The following is a 24,637-nucleotide window of genomic DNA, read 5'->3' on the forward strand; positions in this document are numbered from 1 at the left end:
GGCGGAGCGATACCGGAACGCGTACCCGGTGGGGTCGACGGCTCATCGCGTCTCCACAGTGATGGGCAGGTGCGCGAAGCCACGCACGTTGGACGAATGAACACGTGCGATACCGGACTCGACGACGTCGTAGGAACGCACTCGGGAAGCGAACTCCTGCAGCGCGACCGTCGCTTCCAGCCGCGCCAGGTGCGCCCCCAGGCAGAAGTGCACCCCGGCACCGAAACTGGCCGACCCCGACTTGTCGGCGCGATCGATCCGGAAACTGTCACCGTCCTCGAACACCGCGGGATCACGATTGGCCGAACCGATCAGCAACAACACCTTCGCCCCCGCCGGAATCACGCCGCCGTGGTAATCGAGATCCTGCGTCGCCGTCCGTGCGATCACCTGGCTGGAGGTGTCATACCGCAATGTCTCCTCCACCCACTGCGGCACCAATTCGGCATCGGCGACGACTTTCGCGTACTCCGCCGGATTCCGCGCGCCCCAATACAAGGCGTTGCCGAGTAGTTTCGTGGTGGTCTCGTTACCGGCCACCACCATGAGAAACAAGAAACCGATGATCTCCTCATCGGACAACCGGTCACCCTCGATCTCGGCATCCAGCAGCGCCGAAGTCAGATCGTCCTTCCGCGCGCGCCGGCGCTCGGCCACCATCTCGGTGTAATAGCCCAGCAGCTTCATCGACGCCTCCGCCGCGGCCATCGGGATGTCGAGCACACCGTCCTCCCGATGCACCACCAGATCCGCCAACCGGCGGATCTCCGCCCGATCCGCGGCCGGAACCCCCATGAGTTCGGAGATGACGTCCATCGGCAGCTTGCCCGCGACCTCATCGATCCAATCGAAGGCGCCCCCGGCCAACGCGGGCTCCAGATACGACAGCGTCAACTCCAGGATCCGGTCTTCCATCTCCGCGACGCGCTTCGGGGTGAACCCCTTGAACACCAACCGGCGCATCCGCACATGTCGCGGATCGTCCATCGCCAGAAACGACATGACCCGATGTGCGTGCGGCCCCCATGCCGCTGGATCCAGCGACACCCCGTTCGCACTCGACAACCGCACGCTGTCGCGGAATCCCCCGATCACATCGGCATGCCGCGACAACGCCCAGAACCCCAGGGCCGGGTTGTGATACAGCGGCGCCTCCTCGCGCAGCCGCCGATACGTCGGGTACGGGTCCTCATGGAACCCGTAGTCATACGGATCGAACACCAGCGGCTCCACCGCAGCCGTCATCGCCCACACTCCGAATCCGAGAACAAGTTCTCAACGGGAAGCAGCCAGGCCCCACCGTGGAGAGACACATAGCTGGACATGTGTCTGGACGGTACCACTGACACATTTGCAGGACAATCCCGAACGAACGATCTCTTTCGAAACCGGGACCCAGCGGTCGCGATCTCGACCGGCCGCGCCGTAAAACGAGAACGCGTTCTTGTTCAAATCGACACTTCGGACTATATTCCGAACAGCTGTCCAGGCACGGCATGCGACATACGCCCACGCGCAGCACCGGCGGCACAACGGGGGCACCCGGCGGCGGTAGACCGATCGCCATATCGAACGACTCGACAAGGCAGGGATTCCCATGCGATTCGGCATCGTGCTGTTCACCAGCGACCGGGGCATCACCCCGGCCGCGGCCGCCCGCGCGACGGAGCAGGCGGGATTCGACGCCTTCTACGTCCCCGAGCACACCCACATCCCGGTCGCGCGTAACGCGGCGCATCCCCAGACCGGCGACGCTTCCCTCCCCGACGATCGGTACCTGCGCACGCTGGATCCCTGGGTGGCGCTGTCCATGGCGGCCGCCGTCACCGAACGCATCGAGCTGGCCACCGCCGTCGCGCTCCCGGCCGAGCACGATCCGATCACCCTCGCCAAGACGATCGCCTCCCTCGACCATCTCAGCGGCGGGCGAGTCGTCCTCGGTGCCGGATTCGGCTGGAACACCGACGAACTGGCCGATCACGGCGTGCCGCCGAACAAACGGCGCACCGTGCTGCGTGAGTACCTGACGGCGATGCGGGCGCTGTGGAGCCAGGACGAGGCGAGCCACGAGGGTGAGTACGTGCGCTTCGGCCCGAGCTGGGCGTGGCCGAAACCGGTGCGGCGCTCGATACCGGTGCTGATCGGCGCGGCGGGTACCGAACGCACCTTCCGATGGATCACCGAGTCCGCCGACGGCTGGATCACCACCCCCGGCGAGACGGACATCTCGGATCGGCTGGCACAGCTCCACGAGATCTGGCGGCAGGCGGGACGGGACGGACGTCCGCGCGTGGTGGCCCTCGACTTCAAACCGGACGCCGCCCGCCTGGACGAGTGGGACCGCGCCGGCGTCACCGATGTCGTGTACGGCCTACCGGACAAGGACCAACCGGCGGTGCTCGACTACCTCGCGCGCCTTTCCGGCAAGTTGGCACGGATCGGCCGCCCACTCGGCGCGGCGGACCGGCCGTAGCTTCCCCCGCCGCCGAGCAATTTCCGTGGCCGGAAACACAACGGTTGCGGCAGCGTGAATGTTGCTCGAACAGAATATCGACACTACCATCTAGACACATGTCCGAAAGCAATTCCAGAACCGTCGAAGCGACGCGGCGGCGCTTGACCGGAAAGCAGGCCGGCACGGTCGACAAGCTCACCCGGTCGGCGCTGGAAGTGCTTTCGCGGGAGGGGTTCGCGGGCATGACCGTCCGCATGGTCGCCGCCAACGCCAAGGTCGGCACCGCGACCGCGTACACCTATTTCTCCTCCAAGGAACACCTGGTCGCGGAAATCTTCTGGCGCAGACTGCGGGCGACGCCCTCGCCCGTGAGCGAGGACCAGGACGCCACCGTGCGCGTGATCGCCGAACTGCGCGGTATCGCGCTGCTGGTCGCCGACGAGCCGGAATTGTCCGGCGCGGTCACCAGCGCGCTGCTCGGCCGCGATCCCGACGTCGAGCATTTGCGAGCGCGCATCGGACTGGAAATTCGCGCCCGGCTCGCCCGCGCCCTGTCCGGAAATGCCGACGCGGATATTCTGGAATCGCTCGAATTGCTCTACGCGGGCGCGCTGGTGCGGGCGGGCATGGGCTACGAATCGTATTCCGATATCGCGGACCGCATCGAACGGAGCGCACTGCTCATCCTGAAGTGACACACCACGTTTCGCGTCACTGACCGGCCAGGCCCAGTTTCAGCGACGCCCCGCCGTCGACGAACATCTGCAGGCCGGTCACGTATCGCGACTCGTCGGAGGCCAGGAACGTGACCGCGTTCGAGATGTCCGAGGACTCGACGTACGGAATCGGCATCGCTTGCATGAAGGGGAAGGTGACCTCCGCGTCCTCGCGCGTCGGGTTCTGCACGTCGGGACGGAAGATCTGGTACATACCCTGGTTGTGCAGCATGTCGGTGTCGACGTTGGTCGGGTGCACCGCGTTGATGCGGATCGAACTCGGCCCCAGCGTCAGCGCCAAAGTCTGGGTATAGGAACGGATCATCTTCTTCGACAGACCGTAGCCGTCGCCGCCGGGGCCCTGCAGCGCCTGCTGGCCGTTGAAACCGGTTTGCGGCACCAGCCCCGCGACCGAACCGGTCACGATGATCGAGGCGCCCGCCCCCAGATGCGGCAGGGCGGCGTGCACCGTGTTCACCACGCCCACGAAGTTGACGTCGAAGACGTCGACGAATCCCTGCAGCGGCACATGGTGGCCGAGCGGGCAGATTCCGGCGTTCGCCACCACCACGTCCAGGCGCCCGAGTTCGGCGACGCCGGCCGCGATCTCCGCTTGCAGCGCGGGGCGATCACGCACGTCGACCTTCCTGGCCACGACCCGGCGCCCGGTCGCGGCCACCAGTTCCTCGGTCTCGGCGAGGTCCGCTTCGGTCGCCAGCGCGTAGTCGTTGCTGCCGATGTCGGCGCAGATGTCGAAGGCGATGATGTCGGCGCCCTCCTCCGCCAGGGCGAGCGCGTGGCTGCGGCCCTGGCCCCGCGCCGCACCGGTCACCAGGACGACTTTGCCGCTGACCCGATTCATGTTTCCTCCACCGCGCTCGTCACCGATTCCGCCGCCCGTACACTGCCGGGCACCACTATGGAATAGTTACCGGACATCTGTCTGGACGATACTACGGACAAAGGTATGGATCAATCATTCGCTACGCCGCTCGACGTCACCACGGCACCCCAGCTCCCGCGGGAGGCGCGCTGATGCCGAACCGACCGCGCAAGCTCGATTCCCCGCTCGTCACGGCGCTCATCAAGTACATGTCCAAAGCGCAGGTCTGGGTCTTCCGCCGAACCCGGGGGCGCATCGGCGGGCGATGGCGCATCGGTGCCGGTTTCCGCAAGCCGGTGCCGACCTTGCTGCTCGAGCACCGGGGCCGGAAATCGGGCAAGCTGTTCACCGTTCCGCTGCTGTATCTGGTCGACGGCGCCGATCTGGTGGTCGTCGCTTCACAGGGCGGGCTGCCGAGCCATCCCCAGTGGTATTTCAACCTCCTGGCACATCCGGCGACCCGGGTGCAGATCGGCGCCGAGCACCGCCGCGTCCGTGCCCGGGTGGCCACGCCGGAGGAGAGAGACCGGTTGTGGCCCTTGCTCGTAGCCCTCTACGCGGACTTCGACGCCTACCAGTCCTGGACGGAGCGCGAGATTCCGGTGTTGCTCCTCCAGCCGGAGGACGAGGCGCACTGAGCCGGCGCCCGGCGCGTCGAGCAGGGTCCGCGCCCCGGCTCCCCCATGATGTTCAGCGTTCCCCGCGCGGTGGACGCCGCCCGCCGCCGGAGCAGTGCGACGCAATCGATCGACTCGACAGAGGATGGGAGAGCGTGTGGCGAAAATGGGTAGGCGGAAACGGTCCAGGCTGATCACCAACGGGCTGCTGCGGGAAAAACATCGGACGGAAGAACCCGGCGGTCCGGCGCTGTCTGCCGAGCCCGAGCCCGCGGACGTGGCCGAGCCGGCTCTCGCGCTCGACCTCGACGCGCTCGCCGCGCGCGTCCGTTCGCGGCGGCGGGAGATGAAGTGGACCCAGGCGGACGTGGCGGCCAACGGCGGCCCACCGGCCAAAGTGGTCAGCGAGATCGAGCGGTCTCGCAACCCGGAGCCGAGCGCCGAGGTGCTCGATCGGCTGGACGCGGGCCTCGACTGGCCACCCGGCACCAGCGCGACGATCCTGCGAGCCGAGCCGGCAAGCGAACTCGCGGTGGCGCGCTGAGGCGACGGATTCGGAAATCGGCCGGTCGGAGAAATTTCTGGACATCTCCGACCGGTCGAGCCGGAACGCTCATCGGTTGCTGCGGGCGCTGCTAGGCTGCTCAGCGACCTTGGACGACTGCTCTTGCGCCGCCGGAGTGCGCGGGTCCGGCCGTGCGGGACGCAGCTGCGAAACCTGATGAAGGAATGGACGAATCATGCAACTCCGCGGCATCACTGCGGCAGCGATACTCGCCATCGGCTCCTTGACCATCGGCGCAGGCGTCGCTCACGCCGAACCCGCTCCCGACATCACCTACTCGGCCCGGCTCGTCGACCACATGGTCGTCGCCGCGCTGCGGGGCGGAACCTTCGAATTGTCCAAAGCGCTGCGGGACAAGCCCGCGGGCGAGGAGAACGCCCGACTAACCGAGCGGGACGGCGTGCTCGTCGACCGCACCGGCGCCCCCGCCGACGTCGCGCAGGTGATCGACGTGGTCGACGTCCGTGACCGCGACGGCCACGTCGCCATGACGTTGCCGCTCGACTTCCGGGTCGCGGGCACCAGCATTCCGGTCCGTCCGGAGTTGAAGAAGGACAGCACGGTCCTCGAGCTTCGACCGACCAGGCCGGAAGGCATCGCGGTCAGCGAAACGCTCGTCGCGACACCGGTCGCGTCGATGACCGAGAACCAGCGCGCCCGTGACGAATTCGCCAGCCAGTTCGGACTCGCCACCGCCATCGGCGGTTTCGTCGGCACCGCCATCGGCGCCACGATCGGCTGTCTGGTCACCATCGCCGTGGGTTGCGTGGCCGGTCTGCTGACCGGAGCGAGCCTCGGCGGCATCCTCGGCACCATCGCGGTCGGCGGTCCCACCCTCGTCGTGGCCGGTGTCGACCTGCTCACCACGCTGCAGGCCGCCGAGGGCACCACCCGCTTCGCGGACAAGCCCGCGCAAATCGCACCCGCGCAACCCAAGTGACATTCTCCCGGCGACGCCGGTGCCGCCGGGACGAAGCTGCGGACGACCGCGTCGCTACAGCGGCGCGGTCGTCGTGTTCGAGCGACCGACGCGCTCGTCGTTGATCAGGTGATAGGCCCGCCCCAGGTCGTCGAGTGCCCGCTCCCATCTGGTGTCCGCGTCGTGGCCACGGGGGTTGCGGCTGAGCAGCAGCAGCACCTCGGCCGCGTCCGTCGACCGCGCGGCGGCGTCCAGCAGCACCGGCACCGGGTCCACGGTGGTGCCCGCGGCCAACGCGCCGATGCGATCGTGCAGCCAGTGCGCGTCGAAACGGGCCTGCTCCGTGGGGTTCTCACCGTTCACCGGCAAGGTACTCATCGCGGCGGCTCGCGCGGCCTCCGTGTCGTCCATCGTCGTGGTGACGACCTGACGCAGCTCACTGCTCGCAATCCGGTGGAGCAAACCGACCAGTAGGACACGCTCGGCGTCCGGACCATGCAGACCCGTGTCACCCAGCCGTGCGCCGACCTCGTCCGGGTCGACGCGCAGAATCGACAGAACCGCTCGCAACTGCGCGATCGTTACCACTTCGTCCGCCCCTCCTCATCGTCGCGGCCCCACCATCACACTTCGGCCACAGCCTGCCAAACTCGAGGCAGGTTAACCATCGGGTAGCCATTTTGCCGATCCGGCGTGTCTTCGTCGGACTCCGTATTCGGCGGGCAACTCGCTGCGCCCGACCTCGGCGCACCTCCCGTTCCCGGGGCGCGGGAGACGCTCCGTCGAAGCCGTCCAGGTCTGCCTGCCATGCGGCCGAACTCCGCCGTTCCGGACCCATCCGGCGGTCATCGACCCGATTTGCCGCTGCGGTCCAGGTCACCTCGAACGGCAGGATAAACCGGGCCGCAACTTGGGTACTCCACACGCTATGAGAGCGATACCGGCGCGGGTCACTGGTGACACGACCACGCCCGCAGTGCGCGAGTCCGAACACGGCGGTGCGATCGCGAGCACGAAGTGGCGACGCATCAGGGAGGTGATCGCCACCCGCACCGTCTCCGACGCGCTGCGGGAAGTGTCGATCGAGGTGGGAAAACCACAAATGGCACCGGGTGACACCGGCGTGGTGTGCGGATTCCGCATCCAGGGCATCGGCGAGCGCTGGGCGCACGGTGCCGATTCCATCGCCGCGCTCTACCGCGCCTTCCAGGAGATCGCCCTGGAGCTGCGGCAGGCCAACAGCCACGGCGCGCACTTCGCCGTGACCGAACCGTCCGACCTCTGTTTCCCCGCCGCCCCCACCCGGCCCTCGCGCGCCGCCACGACGGCCGAGCAGGAACCGCAGGCCCTCATCGCGGCCCGCACCCTGCGTGACGCCGACAGCTCGCTGTCGATCATCATCGGCAGGCCGTATCTGGCGGCCGACCGGCGCGCGCACCTGTGCCGGTTCCACATCAGCGAGCAGGGCGCGTCGGTGGCCAGCGGCGTCGATGAGATCCAGGCGCTGCACACCGCGATCCACATGATCAGCGAACGCCTCGCGCTGCCGCACGATTGGCCGGTCAGCCGCCTCTCCTGAGCCACGGACGCACATTCCGCGGCGAACCGCCCAGCCGGTCCGGATTCGGCATCGAATCATCGGTTGGTGGATTGTCGTTCGACCGGCGCAGATCACCCCGCGCCATGCGCAGTCCGGCACGCCCGTCGCCGACCGTCCCCGTGTCCTGAACCAGACCGTGGCGCGGCCGCAGCGTCGCCAGGAGGGAACTGCCCATGGAATTCATCTCGCCGGTGGACGCCCTGTTCCTCGTCGCGGAGTCACGCGAGCACCCGATGCATGTCGGCTCCCTGTCGGTCTTCGACCCCGTGGACGGCTCCGGACCCGAGTTCGCCTGCCGCGCGTACGCGACGCTGGCAGCCGACCAGAACTTCCATCCCATGTTCCGCAAGCGTCCGTCTCGCCTGTTCGGCACACCCCAGCTGGCCTGGACGGTGGACAGCACAGTCGAACTCGATTACCACATCCAGCGGTGGGCCCTTCCGGAATCGGGCGGACTGGAGGCCATGACCGAGGTGGCCGCCGGACTGCACAGCACACTGCTCGACCGGCACAAACCGTTGTGGGAAGCGCATCTGATCGAAGGGCTCGCCGGCGACCGGGTCGGCCTGTACGCGAAGATGCATCACGCTCTCATCGATGGCGTCGGCGCCCAGCGGCTGTTGCAGCGCACGCTCACCACCGACCCCGAGTCCGGCGAAGCGCTGGTGCCCTGGGACCTCCCGCCCTCGGCCACGCAGCGCGCGAATCCGCCGCGCGGGCACACCCTGGGCACGCGGGCGCGGGCGCTGCTCGCCGCGGCGGGCTCGGCCCCTTCGATACTGCGCCTGGCTCGCCTCGCACTGCTCGAGCAGCAACTGACGCTGCCCTTCGCCGCGCCGCGCACCATGTTCAACGTCCCGATCGGTGGGGCACGCCGCTGCGCCGCTCGCTCCTGGCCGCTGGATCGCATCCGCCAGGTCAAGAAGATGACCGGCACCACGCTCAACGACGTGGTGCTCGCCATGTCGGCGGGCGCGCTGCGCGCCTATCTGCTCGAACACCTCGCGCTGCCGGACAAACCGCTGATCGCCATGGTCCCGGTCTCGCTGCGGCCGGAGTCCGACGACGGCGAGAGCGGAGGCAATGCCGTGGCGGCGCTGCTGTGCAATCTCGCGACCGATCTGCCCGACCCGGCGGCGCGGCTCGCGGCGATCAGCTCCTCGATGCACCGCGGCAAAGAGATCTACCGCGCGCTGTCCCCCGTGCAGGCGGTCTCGCTCTCGGCGCTGACGCTCAGTCCTCTCGCGCTCTCGCTGCTCCTGCCCGCCACCACCGCGCTGACCAGCCCGCCGTTCAACATCGTCATCTCCAACATCCCCGGGCCGCGCGAACCCCAGTACTGGAACGGCGCCCGCGTCGCCGCCAGCTACCCGCTGTCGATCCCGCTCGACGGCCAGGCGGTGAACATCACCCTCACCAGCAACGCCGACAGCCTCGACATCGGCATCGTCGCCTGCCGCCGCAGCGTGCCGGACGTGGCCAGGCTGCTCGACCATCTGGAGTCCGCGTTGACCGATCTGGAGGACACCGTCTACTGACCCGCGCGCCAGCGCGGCAACGGGCCGGCCGTGCGCGCTCCCGGCACGACGGCCCGCCGCGCGGAACTCAGGACGAGCCGGCCGTACCGAGCCCGTTGATCGACGGCGGCAGATCCGGTTTCGCAGCACCCGGACCGGCGAGCAGACGCTTGAGAATCTTCCCCGTGTCGCCGCGCGGCAGCGCCGAGAGGAAGGTGACGTCGCGAGGGACCGAGAAGCGGCTCAGTCGGTTGCGGATGTAGGTGCGGACCATGTCCGAATCGAGCCCGGCCCCTTCGCGTTTCACCACGAACGCCACGAGCCGCTGACCGAATTCGTGATCCGGCACGCCGACCACCGCGACGTCGCTGACCTGCGGCAGGTGTGCGAGCGCCTCCTCCACCGGGCGCGGGAAGACGTTCTCGCCACCGGAGATGATCATCTCGTCGTCTCGCCCGGCGATGAACAACCGGCCAGCGGCGTCGAGATAGCCGAGATCGCCGGTGTCCAGCATGCCGTGCGCCTCGTCCGGCGGCGCCGAGTTGACGTACCCGTCGAACAGCATGTGGTTGCCGACGAAGATGTGCCCGGTGGCGCCGATCGGCAACCGGCGGTGGTCCGGCCCGAGCACGGCGACCTTGGTGCCCAGTGGCGGGCGGCCCGCCGTGGTGGGCGAGGTGTGCAGGTCTTCGGGCGTCGCGATCGTCGCCCAGGAGACCTCGGTGGAGCCGTACACGTTGTAGAGGACGTCGCCGTAGGCGTCCATGAACCGCTCGACGGTCGCCCCCGCGAGCGGCGCGCCGCAACTGATCATGTGCCGCAGGCTGGAGGTGTCGTAGCGCGTGCGCACGTGCGCGGGCAGATCGAGGATGCGCTGCACCATGGTCGGCACCACGATCACCGTATTGACCTTGTGCTCGGCGATGCGACGCAGGCAGTCCTCCGCGTCGAACCGTTCCGCGAGCACCACGGTCGCGCGCAGCGCGGTGCTCAACTGCAGCCCGGCCAGCCCCCAGGTGTGGAACAGCGGCGCCGGGATCAGCATGGTCTCGTCCATCTGCATCGGGATGCGCGACAGCAGCGCCGCGATGGACCCGAAGCCTTTCGGATGCGGCCTGCGCGCCCCCTTCGGCGTCCCGCTGGTCCCGGAGGTGAGCACGATGAGCCGCCCCGGCTGGGCGGGCGTGCGGAAATCGGTGTGCCCCTGGGCCACGAGTTGATTCACGGTCGTCCGGTCCGGGGCAGGCGGCCGCTCGTCGGTGTTGTAGCGCGGGATGTCGGCGTGCAGATAGCACACCAACTCCTCCAGGTCACCGTCGACGAACAGCGCCGACAGCCGATCGCGCTGCACGATCTCCTCGATGGTGCGCCCCGCCAGCCCGGAATTCAGCAGGGCCACGTCCACGCCGAGTTTGCCCGCGGCGACCATGCATTCGACCATGCCCGCGTGGTTGCGCGCGAGCAGTCCGATCGCGTCGCCCGGGCCCAGACCGTGCGCGGCCATCGCCGCGGCCAGCGCGGTGGTCCGCTCGTCCATGTCGGCGAAGGACCGGGTGCCGCGGTCGTCGATGATCGCGGTCCGATCCGGTGCGTACGCCGCGCCCGCGGCGTAGCCACCCGCCAGGTTGAAGCCCCACTTCGCCAGCGAGCGCAGCTGTTTGAAGCTGCGATCCAGCCGCACCGGCAGCACGACGCCGGTGGCGACCATCTGCCGCGCGACGCCCGCGTTGCGCAGAATCGGCGAATCCTCGCCGTTGACCACCAACGAGGTCCGTGCGCCCTTGGCGACATCGGCCACCCGCTTCAACCCACTCTTGGTCCACTCGGCGATCGCCACATTGGACAGCTCGGCGACGCGCGGGTGCACCCGGCTCGGCGCGAAATAGGTGACCGTGACCTTGGTGCGCTCCTCGTCGCCGTGCAGCCGCACCGAGGCGAAGCTGCCGAGCGCGGCGTACTGCATTTCGAAGCTCTCGTACCACCGGCCCACGCTCAGCCGGATCTGGTGGGTGCGGATGCCGGTCCCATGGGTGCCGACACGCATCTGCCAGACCACGTTGCCGTCGGCGGATTGGATCTGCTCGCACGCGCCGATACCGGTGAACATGCGCGGATACGTCTGCGGTTCGAGCAGCAGATCCCAGATGGTCTTGCGGGCGACCGCGAATTCCGCGACCACATCGATGACATCGGTAACCAACTTGTGCACTTCTCGTCGGCCGGTTCGAAGAACTTCGGGTCGGCGGGTAGCTCCTTTGTAACGTCAGTCACAGATAAGGTCAAGTAACCCCGGCCTGACCGCCGCTACCAGCGATACGCAGGAAATACGCCGCGATTGCCCAGCATTCACCTGAACCTGGGAACCGGCCCAATTCACCCGCGCGGCGTCTGTGAATCAACCCAACGATCAGCGAAAGCCCGCCGCGCGCCGACGGCCGATCCCTAACGTCGCAGACGCCTGCTCGGCAGGACCGCACGCCGGTTGGAGAGGTTATGGACGACAAGCCCGCACGACGAATCGCGCACTCCCGCACCGAGGAGATCCTCGATTTCTTCGGCAAATGCCGAGCGTGCGGCTATCCCGCTTACGCAGAGACCACCACGCTGCGCTACGAGACCGGCGAGATGGAGACCAAGGTCATCGCCAGCTGCGCCCTGCCGTGCGGCTGGACGGGTGAGGTGTCCGCGACGCCGATGACCGAGCCGGCCGGCCGCGCACGCACCTGAGCCGAGTCAGGCCGCGCGCGCGGCGAATTCGTCGGAGCCGAGCGCGCGCTCGCGCAGATCCTTGAGAATCCGGGCGAGGATGCGCGACACCTGCATCTGGGAGACGCCCAGGTATTCCGCGATCTGGGTCTGGGTCTTGGACTCGAAGAAGCGCATGATCAGCACCTGCCGATCGCGCGCGGGCAGTTCCGCGATCAGCGGACGCACCGCCATTGCCTGCTCCAGCAGGTTGTAGCACGGCTCCTCGGCGCCGAGCGTGTCGGCGAGCGGTTGCGGTGCGCCGTCGCCGTCCTCGCGGCCCCCGGTGTCCAGGGAGTTGGTCTGGTAGGCGTTACCCGCGATGAGCGCCTGGGTGACCTCGCCGACCTCGACGTCCAATTCGGCGGCGATCTCCCGTGCCGTGGGCATTCGCCCGAGCCGGTGCGACAGCGTCTCGGTGGCGGGACCGATGCGCAACTGGATCTCCTTGAGCCGTCGCGGCACTCGCAAGGACCAGGTGTTGTCCCGGAAATGCCTGCGCACCTCGCCCATGATGGTGGGGACCGCGAACCCGAGGAAAGCGCTGCCCCGGGAGACGTCGAAACGGTCCACCGCAAGCACCAGCCCCACCCGGGCGATCTGCAGCAGGTCGTCGTAGGACTCGCCGCGGCCGGAGAACTTGCGGGCGATGTGTTCGGCGAGCGGGAGACACCGCCGCGTCACCTCCTCGCGCAGCACGGCGCGATGGGGATCGTCCTCGTCCATCGCGGCCATCTTCTCGAACCACGGCTCGATGTTGTCGTAGCTGTCGCCCGCACGCGTGCGGCCCGTCGCGCCGTTTCCGTCGGTCGTGAACTCACGTGTCATGAAATGGCCCTCGTTCCCAACTGAACTCGATAACGGTCTGATACCCGCCAATCTTCGAATCAAAAGGGTCACGAGAAATCGATAGGGAACTGGTCAGCATGCGGACCAGTTCCCAGCTCAACGGATCGCCCTCGATCTCGTCGCCGGACGCGCCGACCGTGTCGAGGCGCACGCGCATCCGGTCGGCGCCGTAGGTGAACTCACAGCCCAGCGTCGAACCGGGTACGCAGCCCACCAGCAGCATCGTGGCCGCCTCGTTGATCGCCAGGCGAATGTCGGCCGCCGCGGCGAGGGGAACGTCGGCGACCAGGCACACGGTGTCGGCCATCCCGCGGATCAGGGCCAGGTGTCGCGCGTCGGCGGGGATCCGCACCGCGACCGTGGTGGTCTCGGTGGCGGGCGCGCCGAACGCGCATGTGATCACCCGCATCAGACCGTGGCGAGCTGCGCTTGCCACATCCAGTGCAACTGTTCCAGTCGCGCCGCGATGGCAAGGAACAGATCCTGGGTCACCGGATCGGCCTTCTCGGTCGCCGCGATCCGCTCCCGCAGCCGCTTGATCACGGCGGCGAGGTTGCCGACGATCGCGTCGATGATGTCGGTGTCCTGCTGCCAGCCCTCGCCGATACCGATCGCACCGGAATCCCTGGCCACGGTCGCGGCGCGCCCGTCCGGACTGACCCCGACAGCGGTGGCGCGTTCCGCGGCGGCGTCGGTGAACTCCCGTGCCACGGTGACCAATTCGTCCAGCGCCAAGTGCACCGACCGGAAATTGGAGCCGACCACATTCCAGTGCGCCTGCTTCGCGATCAGCGACAGGTCGATCAGGTCGACCACCGTCGCCTGCAGCGTCTCTCCCGCGATGCGCTGCTGCTCCGGGTCCAGGGTGCTGGTGATGGGTTGGGACATCGCTTCGAACCTTTCTGCCGTCGATCCGGTCATCGACGGTCTACCCAGCTCTGCGGCGATAAACCTCACGGCGGCTTCCCTGGCCGGGCGAAACGGGGTGGGCGCCCGAGGCAAGATGTTGCCGTATCGGCAACGATATTTGCCGATACGGCCGTTTCCTCGGCAGGGTGGGGCATGGCTGAGGAAAAGCACGTGGATGTGGTGGTGATCGGCGGCGGAGCAGCCGGTTTGTCGGCGGCGCTGACCTTGGTGAGGGCGCGCCGCACGGTCGTCGTGGTCGACGCGCGCGAGCCGCGCAACGCCCCCGCCGCGGGCGTGCACGGATGGCTGACCCGCGACGGCATCCCACCGGCGGCGTTGGTGACGATCGGCGCACGGGAAGTGGAACAGTACGGCGGGCGGATCAGGTACGCGCGGGCCGTGGCCGCGCGGCGGACGCCGGACGGGTTCGTGGTGGACACCGACCGCGGCGAGCCGTTGCATGCTCGCCGACTGCTCGTCGCGACCGGCTTGACGGACGAACTGCCGCAGATCGACGGCCTGCGCGAACGGTGGGGCCGCGACGTGGTGCACTGCCCGTACTGCCATGGCTGGGAGATCCGCGACCGCCCGATCGGCGTGCTCGGCTCGGTACACCACGCCCTGCTGTTCCGGCAGTGGAGCGCCTCGGTGGCGCTGTTGCGGCACACTTTTCCCGCACCGGACGCACAGCAGGCCGAGCAACTCGCGGCCCGCGGCATCGCGGTGGTGGAGGGTGTGGTGAGCGCACTGGAGGTGGCGGACGACCGCCTCGCCGGAGCGCGGCTGGAATCCGGCCGCGTCGTGCCGATCGCCGCGCTGGCGCTCGCGCCGCTCCTGGTCGCGCGCGACGCGCTGCTGCTGGGCCTCGGCGCCGAAACCGCCCGGCACCCTTCGGGAGCGGGCACCCACGTGGTGGCCGACCCCGGTGGCCGCACCTCGGTCCCCGGCGTCTGGGTGGCGGGCAACGTCACCGACGTGGTCGCCGGGGTAGTGCAATCCGCCGCCGGTGGCGTCACGGCCGCCGCCGCGATCAACGCGGACCTCGTCGCGGAGGACACCCGCCTGGCCGTCGGTCGGCGGCGCACCGAACGATTCTCCGCCGACCTCGAGCGCGTGAACGCCGAGCGGGTACTCGGCGCTCGGCGCCACGGATTGGACTCGCTGCTGCCACCGCCGAGCTGACCGCCCGGTGCGGGCCCCGCGCTGCACTATGGTGTGATCCACACGACATGGGGAGGTGCGGGGATGTCAGAACGGACGCCCACACCCTTGCGGGCGGCGACGATGACCGAGGTCGCCGATCGCGTCTCGACACCGGGTTACGACCGCTCCCGAATCTCCCCGGGCATAGTCCATTTCGGAGTCGGCGGGTTCCATCGGGCGCACCAGGCGATGTACGTCGACCGATTGCTCGAACGCGGCCTCGGAGACGAGTGGGGCATCTGTGGAGTCGGCGTACTGCCCGGTGATCGGCGCATGCGTGATGCGCTCCGGGCGCAGGACGGCCTGTACACGCTGTCGACCGTCGCACCCGACGGCACGTGGACCACCCGCATTATCGGCTCCGTCATCGAATACCGGTACGCGCCGGACGATCCGGAGGCCGTCGTGGCCAAGCTCGCCGACCCGGCCACCCGGATCGTCTCGCTCACCATCACCGAGGGCGGATACCACATCGCGCCCGCCACCGGGGAGTTCGACGCCGACGATCCCGCGATTCGCGCCGATCTCGCCGGGGACGCGCCGCCCGCCACCGTCTTCGGGCTCGTCGTCGAAGCCCTGGCCCGGCGCAGGTCGCGCGGCATCGCGCCGTTCACCGTGCTGTCCTGCGACAACATCGAGGGCAACGGGAACGTCGCGCGCCGGATGTTCGGCGCGTTCGCCGCGCTGCGCGATGCCGGGCTCGGATCCTGGGTGGCGGAGCAGGTGTGTTTCCCGAATTCGATGGTGGACCGGATCACTCCGGTCACTCCGCCCGGAGCCACCGCCGAGATCGAGCGGCGCTATGGGCTCACCGACCGCTGGCCGGTCGTCACGGAGCCGTTCGCGCAGTGGGTGCTGGAGGATTCCTTCGGACTCGGCCGCCCGCCCTTCGAGCAGGTCGGCGTGCAGCTCGTCGACGACGTCACCCCGTACGAGCTGATGAAGCTGCGGCTGCTGAACGCGAGCCACCAGGCGCTGTGCTACTTCGGATATCTCAGCGGCTACCGGCTGGTCCACGACGCCGCACAGGACCCGGCCTTCCGGCGATTGCTGTCGCGATACATGGACCTCGAGGCGACACCGACGTTGCGCGCGGTTCCCGGTGTCGACCTGGACGCTTACAAGCGGACCCTGCTCGACCGGTTCGCCAACCCCGCGATCGGTGACACCATCGCCCGGCTGTGCGCGGAATCCTCCGACCGGATTCCGAAGTGGCTGTTGCCGGTGGTCCGGGCGCAGCTCGCCGCCGGCGGCGAGATCGACTGCGCGGCGGCGGTAGTCGCGAGCTGGGCACGCTACGCCGAGGGCGTCGACGAGCGAGGGGAGCCGATCGAGATCGTGGACCGGCTACGCGACCGGCTCGTACCACTCGCACGGCGTCAGCACGAGCAGCCCACCGCGTTCCTCGAGGAGCGTTCCCTGTTCGGGGACCTGATCGAGCACCCGCGCTTCGTGTCCGCGTATCTGGCGGCCCTGGACTCACTGCGCACCAGGGGCGCACGTGCCACCGTCGAGAATCTGGCTCGCTAGCGCGGGGTGATGCGGGCGACCGCTCGGCATTCCGCGCCCACCGCGAACCACACGTCGAGGCTCGCGTCGGTGCGGCGGGACACCAGCTCGACGTCCTCCCCGGACCGCACCGGCTTCCCGTACTCGACCACCACGCGGTGCGGGCCGGATTTCAGCTCGGCGTGATCGGCGAGCACCTCCTCCAGCGCGGTGAGGTAGACCGCGTTGTTCATATGGTCGAGCAGATCGATATCGGTGACTCGCAGCGGGAAATTCCGGATCTCGACGCCGGGCTCGCCCGCCGCGGGCATCGGGTCGGTGAGTTCGGCTTTCCAGCGCAACCGATGCTCGGTCGTGCAGGCCAGCATCGGCGCGAGGAACCGGTCGCTCATCCGGGCCGGCACGCCCGACTCGGTGCCGAAGTGGATCAGGAAGCTCTCGGTCTCCACCAGACCGCCCGCGCTGCCGCAGACCTGGACACGCATCGTGCACCACCGGGTGGACGTCGCCGAGGGCCAGCGCCGCAGCGTAGCCCAATCGCCGAACGAGAGCGGTTTCAGCGCGTCGAAGACCGTCCTGCGGATCACCCACAGTCGATGGATGTCGCCGTCTTGCAGAACGTCGAGATGGTCGTAACCGACGTCCTGCAGATAGCGTGCCACCCCGTCGAGTCGCAGGCGCTGATCGCGGTCGGTGTCGGCCAGACGCACCGGCCACCCCGTCTCGAAGGGAGTCAAGACGGCTGGGGGGTCCGGCAGCACGCTGGGAATGACCATGACCGGATGATGCCAGCCATTTGCCACAATGGCGGTACATACGCGCAGATCGTCATCCTCTCGAGAAGATTTCGAAGAGGACTAGGAGTTTTGCCCGAAAACTCGTCAACAAGAACGGATCGCTAAAAGTTAGCCCACCGCACTTGCGGTAGCACGGACCCGGCGTCGGTGGCGTACCAGCGGCGCCGGGGCCTCGTCGTGGTCTGCTATTTCTTGCGGTCCCGCTTCTCCCGCACCCGTACCGAGATACGGACCGGCGAGCCGTCGAAACCGAACTCCTCCCGCAGTCTGCGTTCCAGGAAGCGCCGGTAGCCCGCCTCCAGGAAGCCGGTGCTGAACAGCACGAACGTCGGTGGCCGGGTGGTCGCCTGGGTGGCGAACAGCACACGCGGCAGCCTGCCGCCGCGCATCGGCGGCGGGGTCGCGGCGATCACTTCCTTCAGCCAGGTGTTGAGCCTGCCCGTCGAGATGCGCTTGTCCCAGGACTCGAGCGCGGTCTCCATCGCGGGCACCAGCTTCTGCACAGCGCGGCCGGTGTGTGCGGAGATGTTCACCCGTTGCGCCCACGGCACCCGGATCAGATCCCGGTCGATCTCGCGTTCCAATTGCAGACGCCGGTCCTCGTCGACCAGATCCCACTTGTTGAACGCCAGCACCAGCGCGCGCCCCGAATCGGCGACCAGGCTGATCACCCGCAGGTCCTGTTCGGTGATCGGCTGCGAAGCGTCGATCAGCATGATCGCCACTTCCGATGCCTCCAGCGCCGACTTGGTGCGCAGCGAGGCGTAGAACTCCGTGCCACTGGCGTTGGCGACCTTGCGGCGCAACCCGGCGGTGTCGACGAATTTCCAGACCTTGCCGCCCAATTCGACCAGCGAGTCGACCGGATCGACCGTGGTGCCCGCGACATCGTGCACCACCGAGCGCTCGTCACCGGCCAGCTTGTTCAGCAAGCTCGACTTGCCGACGTTCGGCTTGCCCACCAGCGCCACGCGACGCGGACCGCCTGCGCCGCCGGTCCCCTCGCGGGGTGTCTCCGGGAGCACGCCGAGGACGTCGTCGAGCAGGTCGCCGGTGCCGCGGCCGTGCGCGGCGCTGACCATCCGCGGCTCGCCGAGTCCGAGCGACCACAGCGCCGCCGCCTCCGCTTCCACCCGCTGGTCGTCGACCTTGTTGGCGACCAGGATCACCGGGACGGCGGAGCGGCGCAGCTTCTTCACCGCCGCCTCGTCGGTGGCGGTCGCGCCGACCACGGCGTCGACCACGAGCAGAATCGCGTCGGCGGTCTGCATGGCCAGTTCGGCCTGCCGGGCCACCGATTGCTGGAGTCCCTTCGCGTCGGGCTCCCATCCGCCGGTGTCCTGGACGAGGAACCGGCGACCTGCCCAGTTCGCCTCGTAGGACACGCGATCGCGGGTCACTCCCGGGATGTCCTCCACGACCGCCTCACGGCGGCCCAGAATCCGGTTCACCAGCGTCGACTTGCCCACGTTCGGGCGGCCGACCACCGCCACCGTCGGCATCGCGACGTGCGCGGCGTCCTCGAATTCGGCCTCGAGATCGGCCAGCTCCCAGTCGGTTTCGTCGGTCCACACGCCGTCGCCGGCCAGCACATCCTCGTTCACCGGCCACCTCCGGCCCTGATTGCCGAGATCTGCTGGGCGACAACGCGATACAGCTCGTCGATGACCTCGTCCATGGACAGTTCACTGGTGTCGACGCGCACCGCGTCCTCGGCCGGGCGCAGCGGGGACACCTTGCGGGTCGAGTCGAGGGTGTCGCGGCGCTGCACGTCGGCGAGCACGCCCGCGTAGTCGTCGCCCCGTCCCTCTGCGATGTTCTGCTGATTGCGCCGGTGCGCCCGCGCCTCCGCGGAAGCGGTCAGGTAGATCTTGGCGTCCGCTTCGGGCAGCACGACGGTGCCGATGTCACGACCCTCCACCACGATCCGCCCCGAGACCGCCGTGATGTCGCGCTGCATGGCGACGAGCAGGTCACGCACCTCGGGCACCGCGGAGACCGCCGAAACGGCCTTGGTGACGGCGTCGCCGCGAATCTCCGAGCGCACGTCCTCACCGTCGAGTTCGATCACCTCGCGGCTGGGATCGGTGCCGATGGACAGCGGCAGCTCCTTGACCGCGGCGGCGATGGCCGCGGTGTCGGTCAGTTCGATGCCCGCGCGCAGCACACGCAGCGTCGCCACCCGGTACATGGCGCCGGTGTCGAGGTAGCGGGCGCCGAGCCGGGTGGCCAGGCGGCGCGACACGCTCGACTTCCCGGTGCCCGACGGCCCGTCCATGGCGACCACGAGCGGGCTCGTACCGGCCGTTCGCGCCGGCGTCTGCACCGGGATCTCCACACCGTTCACAACGACACCGCCTCGTAGAGTTTGCCGATTTCATCGCGGCCGAGCACGCGCAGTGTGCCGGGCCGTTGGTCGCCCAGCGCGACCGGGCCGATATTGGTGCGAACCAGCCGGACGACCGGGTGGCCCACCGCGTCCAGCAGCCGGCGCACGATGTGCTTTCGCCCCTCGTGCAACACCAGCTTCACCAAAGAACGTCCCGCCCCCAGCTCCAACACCTGGAAACGGTCGACCTTGGCCGGACCGTCCTCCAGCTCGACGCCTTCCCGCAGCTGCTTGCTGATCGCACGGTTGTTCACCTCGCCTTGCACCGTGGCCAGGTAGGTCTTGGAGACCTCGAAGGACGGGTGCATGAGCCGGTGCGCCAGATCGCCGTCATTGGTGAGCAGCAGTAGACCCTCGGTCTCGGCGTCCAGCCTTCCGACATGGAAGAGGCGCTGACCGGCGGCGATCCGCTCGGCCACGATGTCGCCGACGCAGGGGCGTCCCAGATCGTCGGACATCGTGGACTGCCAGCCCTTGGGCTTGTTCAACGCGACGTGCACCAGTTCCTCGCGCACCATCACGCGGGTTCCGTCGACGCGCACCACGGCGCGCTGCGGGTCGATGCGCAAGCCCTGCTCGCGCACGATCATGCCGTCGACTTCGACGCGGCCCTGCGCGATCATCTCCTCGGCGGCCCGGCGCGACGCCACGCCCGCCTTGGCGAGGACCTTCTGCAGCCGCTCCCCCTCACCCCAGGGAAGTTTGGTGTGGCCGCCGGACTCGGCGGGCTCCACGTTCTGGTGGCGCGCGGGCTTGGCGTTGCTCAGCAGCGGCGGCTGCGCGACCTGCCGCTGTGGTTTGGGCTTCTTCTTGCCGACCGGAGCCGTGTGCCGCTGCGGGCTCGGCGCCTGGGCCGATCCGCGCTGGGCCGATCCACGGCCCGTGCCGCCCTGCTGGGCGCCTCGGGCGGTGCTCCCCCGTTGGGCCGAACGCGCGTCGCGTGAGCCCGAGGCGCGGCCCGTGCCACCCCGTTCGGGTGTAGCGCCGCGTTTTCTACGATCCGGTGTGCCATCTCGGCGAGCGGGCGTATTCATCGTTTCCTGTCACTCTGCGGTGCCGAGATCCAAATCGGCCTCGGCGGGTTTCCTCAACCTGGTGTACCGGGGATCGGTGTCCAGGCTCTCGTTGATCTCATCGATCAGGTCGACGCCCGGAAGCAGGGGCGCCAGCGGCGGCAGATCGCTCAGCGACGCGAGCCCGATCCGTTCCAGGAACAGCTCTGTCGTGCAGTACAGCGTCCCGTTGGTCTCCGGGTCGACGCCTGCCTCGGCGATCAAGCCCCTGGCCAGCAGCGTGCGCATCACCCCGTCGACGTTCACGCCGCGCACCGCGCTGACCCTGGTCCTGGTCACCGGCTGACGGTATGCCACCACCGCCAGCGTTTCCAACGCCGCCCGGGTCAGTTTCGATCGGGAGCCGTCGAGCAGCATCCGCTCCACATACGGCGCGTACTCGCTGCGAGTATAGAAGCGCCAGCCGTCACCTACGAAACGCAGATCCATCCCGCTGGACCGGGCCGACAGTTCGGCGGACATCGCGCGCAGGGTCTGCTCGACCCGCCGCGGGCTGTCACCGAGGGCGGCCGCGAGCTGGTCAACCGGGGCCGGAGAGTCGACGACCAGCAGCATGGCCTCCAGCGCGGAACGGAAATCGGCGTCCGCGAGCGGCTCGGGGGTGAGTTCCACCACTGCCTCGCTCACGACCGCACCTCGCCGGAGCCGCGCTGCGTCGTAGCTGACCGCGCGCTGCGCTCTGTACGGCGACCGGTTCGCCTCACCCGTAATCCTCCTCGATTGTCATGGTGTCCACCTGTTGCGCGGCTTCGTCGCCGATCCAGCTGACCGACAAGGGACCGAGCGGATCGGGCTGATCGAACTCGATCGTCTTGCCGCGATACAGCTCGAGCAGCGCCAGGAAGCGGGCGACGATCTGGACCGGGACCTCGCAGTCGGCGACCAGCTCACCGAAGGAGGTCCACGCACCCGCACCACGCTGTTTGAGCCGCTCCAGCACCAATGCCGCCTGCTCGGCCACCGATATCGCGTGCGTGTGCAAGTGGTCGAGCCCGACCTTGGGTACCGGACGGGGCCGGAAGGCCGCCGCGGCGATCGCGGCGAACTCCGCCGCCCCGACACCCAGCGTAACCTCGGGCAGCAGGTCGGCGTAGCGCTCCTCCAGGCCGACCGCGCGCGGATAGCGGCGCAGCGCGGCCGCCTCCAGCTCCGCGAGCAGTTCGGCGACCTGCTTGAACGCTCGGTATTGCAGCAGCCGGGCGAACAGCAGGTCGCGCGCCTCGAGCAGTTCTAGATCCTCGGCGTCGGTCATCTCCCCGGACGGCAGCAGGCGCGCCGCCTTCAGATCGAGCAGCGTGGCGGCGACGACGAGGAATTCGGTGGTCTGGTCCAGGATCTTGTCCGAGCGCAACGTGTTCTGCTGGGCCATGTTCGCGGTCAGCGCCTTGGTGTAGGCGATGAACTCGTCGGTGACCTTGTGCAACGCCACCTCGGTGACGTCCAGCTTGCGCGAGCTGATCAGCGTGAGCAGCAGGTCGAAAGGACCCTCGAAATTGCTCAGGCGCAGCCGGAATCCGGACGTCGGCGGGTCCGCAGCCTGCGCAGCATCACCCGGCGGCGGGTCCGGCGCGGTGGCGCGAGTATCCGCCTCAGCGGCGGAAGCGTCCGGCACGGCGGCAGCAGCATCCAGCGCAGCGGCGGGAGCATCCAGCGCAGTTGCGGGCGCGGCGGGCGCGGCGGCGGGAGTATCCGGTACAGCGGCAAAAGCCTCGGCCACAGGGCTGGAAGCGGCGGGGGTGTCCGGCGCGGCGGCAGAAGCGTGCGAAGCATCGGCGAGCGGATCGGTTCGTGTCCGGCGGACATCGCCCGCGGCCGGCTCCATGCGCGGTGCGGGTGACGTCGTCGATGGTTCGTCCGCGTTCTTCCGCGACGCCGGGGCGGCGGCGTCCGGCTCCGGTCCGGTTCGCCCGGCAGGCTCGCCGACGACGGACGGGTTCGGCCGCTTGGGCGCCGCGTCGCGACCCGCGGCGATGAACGCGGCCGCCGCGTTCCCGAGCGCGGGAGCCTCTGCGGCGGCGGCTTGCGATAGTTCGTCCGGCCCACCGGCGCCGGGCGCGCGGTCGTCGGACGTGGGAGTCGATCCGGCCGCGGAAGACCCCTGGCCGGACGGGTCGTGGTGGGACGCAGACGAGGGGCCGGAGCGGCCGGTCACCGGCCGGAGCGGTGGATGACTTCCCGGGCCATCGACCGATACGCTTCGGCGCCACCGGATTTCGGCGCCCACGTGGTAATGGGTTCGCCCGCCACGCTGGCGTCCGGGAAGCGGACGGTGCGTGCGATCGCGGTGTCGTAGACCAGGTCACCGAACACCTCGACGACTCGCGCCATGACCTGGCGCGAATGCAGCAGTCGAGCGTCGAACATGGTGACCACTATCCCGTACAGGCTCAACCGCGGGTTCAGCCGGTCCCGCACCTTCTCGACGGTGTCGTTGAGCAGTGCCAGCCCACGCAGCGAGAAATACTCGCATTCCATCGGGATGATCACGCCGTCCGAGCAGGCCAGGGCGTTGACCGTGAGCAGGCCGAGCGACGGCTGGCAGTCGATGAGGATGTAGTCGTAACGGTTGCGCACCGGCTCCAGCGCACGGCCCAGCGACTGTTCCCGGCCGACCTCGTTGACCAGCTGTATCTCCGCGGCGGAGAGGTCGATGTTGCTCGGCAGCAGATCCATGTTCGGGACGCGCGTCTGCATCAGCACGTCGTCGATGGACACCTTGGAACCGATGAGCAGGTTGTGCACGGTCGAGTCGAGATCGTGGTGGGCGACGCCGAGCCCGGCCGACAGCGCGCCCTGCGGGTCCAGATCGACGAGCAGCACGCGACGGCCGTATTCGGCCAGTGCCGCACCGAGATTGATGGTGGAGGTGGTCTTGCCGACCCCGCCCTTCTGGTTGCACATGGCCACGATCAGCGCGTCACCGTGCTGGCCGACCGGCGGTGGATCCGGCACCAGCCGCAACGGCCGTCCGGTCGGGCCGAGCGTCGCGTCCTCCGGGACCGGCTCTACCCCGTGGCCCCACAGCGTTTCCGCCGCGGCGTCCGAGTACGGCCCCGGTCGCGAGCCCGTAAGCGGCTCCGCCCCAGCACCCATCGGCGGCTCTGCCGCTCCGGCTGTCGTCACGATCCGCGCTCCTTATACGTTCCTGCCCGTTGCCTCGCCGAGCGTAGCGAGGCCGATCAGGGCCGACCTCGCTTTCGTGCGGTCCAGCTCTCGTTAGACGCTACCGCTTGACGGCACTCGAGTGCCGCGCCTACGCGCGGCGTGTTCGGCACGCGCTGGTCAGCGCCATTGCGGTCCGCCATCGAAATGAACGTCGAACCGGTCGTGCAACTCGTTCATGCTCTCCCAGTCCGCCTCCCCGCGCGCGATCCGGCCGAGTTGCCGAAAGTATTCGAAGCGGACGATACCGGGTGTGAGCACAGCCAGGAACTCCGCGGGGCCGTCCGCGGCGGCCCCGAAGGCATGCACCGTGCCCGGCGCGACCACCACCAGGCCACCTTCGCCCACCGTGCTGCGGGCGCCGTCGACCAGAAACTCCATCGTGCCGCCCAGCACATAGAAGATCTCGGTCGATTTCGTGTGGTGGTGCGGCCGGGTGCCGTCCGCCCCCGCGGCGAGGGCCAGCCGATTCGCGCCGAACAGCCCTCCGGAGTTCTCACTGTCCTCCAGCAGCCGGAAGGACCCGCCGCCGGGCAGCGGAACCGCCTCGACATCGGCCTCGTGAACGATGAAAGACTTTGTCATACACCTCACCTCGCGTCGTGTTCCCGAATCGGGCGAGCACAGCGCATACGCCCGGCGAATCAACACAACCGGACCTGAGTCCACTTTGTTCCGGCGATCAGCGGCCCCCACGCGACCTACGCTGGCGAAATCGCCGGTCGCGGA

General features: G+C 68.8%; 25 protein-coding genes. 10 read left to right on the forward strand and 15 right to left on the reverse strand.

The genetic code is table 11. The features are described 5' to 3' along the window. Positions 1–42: 42 nt before the first annotated feature. On the reverse strand, positions 43–1,245 hold the full coding sequence (locus LTT66_RS01015) for a cytochrome P450 (RefSeq protein WP_233063284.1): 1,203 nt from the start codon (positions 1,243–1,245) through the stop codon (positions 43–45). 352 nt (positions 1,246–1,597) lie between these two features. On the opposite strand from LTT66_RS01015, the gene LTT66_RS01020 reads away from it, so the two are divergent. Continuing rightward, on the forward strand, positions 1,598–2,473 hold the full coding sequence (locus LTT66_RS01020; RefSeq protein ID WP_233063285.1) for an LLM class F420-dependent oxidoreductase: 876 nt from the start codon (positions 1,598–1,600) through the stop codon (positions 2,471–2,473). A gap of 98 nt (positions 2,474–2,571) precedes the next feature. Then, the gene (locus LTT66_RS01025) at positions 2,572–3,150 is read left to right on the forward strand and encodes a TetR/AcrR family transcriptional regulator (RefSeq protein WP_233063286.1); all 579 of its coding nucleotides are present in this window, start codon (positions 2,572–2,574) and stop codon (positions 3,148–3,150) included. 16 nt (positions 3,151–3,166) lie between these two features. Here the strand turns inward: LTT66_RS01025 and LTT66_RS01030 are convergent, their stop codons facing one another. Further along, the gene (locus tag LTT66_RS01030; protein WP_233063288.1) at positions 3,167–4,033 is read right to left on the reverse strand and encodes a mycofactocin-coupled SDR family oxidoreductase; all 867 of its coding nucleotides are present in this window, start codon (positions 4,031–4,033) and stop codon (positions 3,167–3,169) included. A gap of 173 nt (positions 4,034–4,206) precedes the next feature. Between LTT66_RS01030 and LTT66_RS01035 the strand changes: the two genes are divergently transcribed. The 3 genes from LTT66_RS01035 (at position 4,207) to LTT66_RS01045 (ending at position 6,176) form a co-directional block, all read left to right on the forward strand. Next, complete coding sequence (locus LTT66_RS01035) at positions 4,207–4,692, forward strand: nitroreductase family deazaflavin-dependent oxidoreductase (RefSeq protein WP_233063289.1); 486 nt, start codon at positions 4,207–4,209, stop codon at positions 4,690–4,692. A gap of 145 nt (positions 4,693–4,837) precedes the next feature. Further along, on the forward strand, positions 4,838–5,215 hold the full coding sequence (locus tag LTT66_RS01040) for a helix-turn-helix domain-containing protein (protein ID WP_233069531.1): 378 nt from the start codon (positions 4,838–4,840) through the stop codon (positions 5,213–5,215). A gap of 196 nt (positions 5,216–5,411) precedes the next feature. Further along, entirely contained in the window at positions 5,412–6,176 is a 765-nt protein-coding gene (locus LTT66_RS01045) for a hypothetical protein (RefSeq protein WP_233063290.1), read from the forward strand. 54 nt (positions 6,177–6,230) lie between these two features. On the opposite strand, the gene LTT66_RS01050 is transcribed toward LTT66_RS01045, so the two are convergent. Continuing rightward, on the reverse strand, positions 6,231–6,725 hold the full coding sequence (locus LTT66_RS01050) for a hypothetical protein (protein ID WP_195103715.1): 495 nt from the start codon (positions 6,723–6,725) through the stop codon (positions 6,231–6,233). 358 nt (positions 6,726–7,083) lie between these two features. Between LTT66_RS01050 and LTT66_RS01055 the strand changes: the two genes are divergently transcribed. Both LTT66_RS01055 and LTT66_RS01060 read left to right on the forward strand, forming a co-directional pair. Next, complete coding sequence (locus LTT66_RS01055; RefSeq protein WP_181724291.1) at positions 7,084–7,734, forward strand: DUF6968 family protein; 651 nt, start codon at positions 7,084–7,086, stop codon at positions 7,732–7,734. Between the two features lie 194 nt (positions 7,735–7,928). After that, on the forward strand, positions 7,929–9,293 hold the full coding sequence (locus LTT66_RS01060) for a WS/DGAT/MGAT family O-acyltransferase (protein WP_233063291.1): 1,365 nt from the start codon (positions 7,929–7,931) through the stop codon (positions 9,291–9,293). 67 nt (positions 9,294–9,360) lie between these two features. On the opposite strand, the gene LTT66_RS01065 is transcribed toward LTT66_RS01060, so the two are convergent. After that, the gene (locus tag LTT66_RS01065) at positions 9,361–11,472 is read right to left on the reverse strand and encodes an AMP-binding protein (protein ID WP_408638723.1); all 2,112 of its coding nucleotides are present in this window, start codon (positions 11,470–11,472) and stop codon (positions 9,361–9,363) included. Positions 11,473–11,765: 293 nt separating this feature from the next. Between LTT66_RS01065 and LTT66_RS01070 the strand changes: the two genes are divergently transcribed. Then, on the forward strand, positions 11,766–11,999 hold the full coding sequence (locus tag LTT66_RS01070; protein WP_233063292.1) for a hypothetical protein: 234 nt from the start codon (positions 11,766–11,768) through the stop codon (positions 11,997–11,999). A 6-nt stretch (positions 12,000–12,005) separates the two neighbouring features. Here the strand turns inward: LTT66_RS01070 and LTT66_RS01075 are convergent, their stop codons facing one another. The 3 genes from LTT66_RS01075 to LTT66_RS01085 all read right to left on the reverse strand — a co-directional run bounded on the left by LTT66_RS01075 (position 12,006) and on the right by LTT66_RS01085 (position 13,754). Then, complete coding sequence (locus tag LTT66_RS01075; protein ID WP_233063293.1) at positions 12,006–12,845, reverse strand: RNA polymerase sigma factor SigF; 840 nt, start codon at positions 12,843–12,845, stop codon at positions 12,006–12,008. After that, positions 12,835–13,173, reverse strand: a complete 339-nt coding sequence (locus LTT66_RS01080; RefSeq protein WP_181724294.1) for an anti-sigma factor — start codon at positions 13,171–13,173, stop codon at positions 12,835–12,837. Before LTT66_RS01080 ends, LTT66_RS01075 begins: the two co-directional genes overlap by 11 nt. Positions 13,174–13,274: 101 nt before the next feature. Further along, entirely contained in the window at positions 13,275–13,754 is a 480-nt protein-coding gene (locus LTT66_RS01085) for a Dps family protein (protein WP_195068843.1), read from the reverse strand. A 174-nt stretch (positions 13,755–13,928) separates the two neighbouring features. Here LTT66_RS01085 and LTT66_RS01090 point away from each other — a divergent pair, with 174 nt between their 5' ends. Beyond that, positions 13,929–14,957 (forward strand): NAD(P)/FAD-dependent oxidoreductase, encoded by a 1,029-nt coding sequence (locus tag LTT66_RS01090; protein WP_233063294.1) that lies wholly within the window; start codon positions 13,929–13,931, stop codon positions 14,955–14,957. Between the two features lie 63 nt (positions 14,958–15,020). Further along, positions 15,021–16,508 carry a mannitol dehydrogenase family protein gene (locus LTT66_RS01095; protein WP_408638724.1) on the forward strand — a complete coding sequence of 496 codons (1,488 nt, stop codon included), beginning with the start codon at positions 15,021–15,023 and terminating at the stop codon, positions 16,506–16,508. Here LTT66_RS01095 and LTT66_RS01100 read toward each other — a convergent pair. The 8 genes from LTT66_RS01100 to LTT66_RS01135 all read right to left on the reverse strand — a co-directional run bounded on the left by LTT66_RS01100 (position 16,505) and on the right by LTT66_RS01135 (position 24,493). Next, positions 16,505–17,263, reverse strand: coding sequence for an acyl-[acyl-carrier-protein] thioesterase (locus LTT66_RS01100; protein ID WP_233063295.1), 759 nt, complete (start codon positions 17,261–17,263; stop codon positions 16,505–16,507). The two genes, LTT66_RS01095 and LTT66_RS01100, sit on opposite strands and share 4 nt — an antisense overlap. A gap of 206 nt (positions 17,264–17,469) precedes the next feature. Continuing rightward, the gene (gene der, locus LTT66_RS01105) at positions 17,470–18,888 is read right to left on the reverse strand and encodes a ribosome biogenesis GTPase Der (RefSeq protein WP_233063296.1); all 1,419 of its coding nucleotides are present in this window, start codon (positions 18,886–18,888) and stop codon (positions 17,470–17,472) included. Then, positions 18,885–19,562, reverse strand: a complete 678-nt coding sequence (cmk, locus tag LTT66_RS01110) for a (d)CMP kinase (protein ID WP_233069534.1) — start codon at positions 19,560–19,562, stop codon at positions 18,885–18,887. Before cmk ends, der begins: the two co-directional genes overlap by 4 nt. A 65-nt stretch (positions 19,563–19,627) precedes the next feature. Then, on the reverse strand, positions 19,628–20,707 hold the full coding sequence (locus LTT66_RS01115) for a pseudouridine synthase (RefSeq protein ID WP_233063297.1): 1,080 nt from the start codon (positions 20,705–20,707) through the stop codon (positions 19,628–19,630). Between the two features lie 9 nt (positions 20,708–20,716). After that, positions 20,717–21,373: an SMC-Scp complex subunit ScpB gene (gene scpB, locus LTT66_RS01120; RefSeq protein WP_233063298.1), complete on the reverse strand. Its 657-nt coding sequence runs from the start codon at positions 21,371–21,373 to the stop codon at positions 20,717–20,719. Between the two features lie 73 nt (positions 21,374–21,446). Next, the gene (locus tag LTT66_RS01125) at positions 21,447–22,358 is read right to left on the reverse strand and encodes a segregation and condensation protein A (protein WP_408638896.1); all 912 of its coding nucleotides are present in this window, start codon (positions 22,356–22,358) and stop codon (positions 21,447–21,449) included. 536 nt (positions 22,359–22,894) lie between these two features. Next, entirely contained in the window at positions 22,895–23,839 is a 945-nt protein-coding gene (locus tag LTT66_RS01130) for a ParA family protein (protein WP_181724314.1), read from the reverse strand. A 189-nt stretch (positions 23,840–24,028) separates the two neighbouring features. After that, positions 24,029–24,493 (reverse strand): cupin domain-containing protein, encoded by a 465-nt coding sequence (locus LTT66_RS01135; protein ID WP_233063300.1) that lies wholly within the window; start codon positions 24,491–24,493, stop codon positions 24,029–24,031. Positions 24,494–24,637: the final 144 nt, after the last annotated feature.

This window comes from Nocardia gipuzkoensis (assembly GCF_021183645.1).
GTDB classification, from domain to species: Bacteria; Actinomycetota; Actinomycetes; order Mycobacteriales; family Mycobacteriaceae; genus Nocardia; species Nocardia abscessus.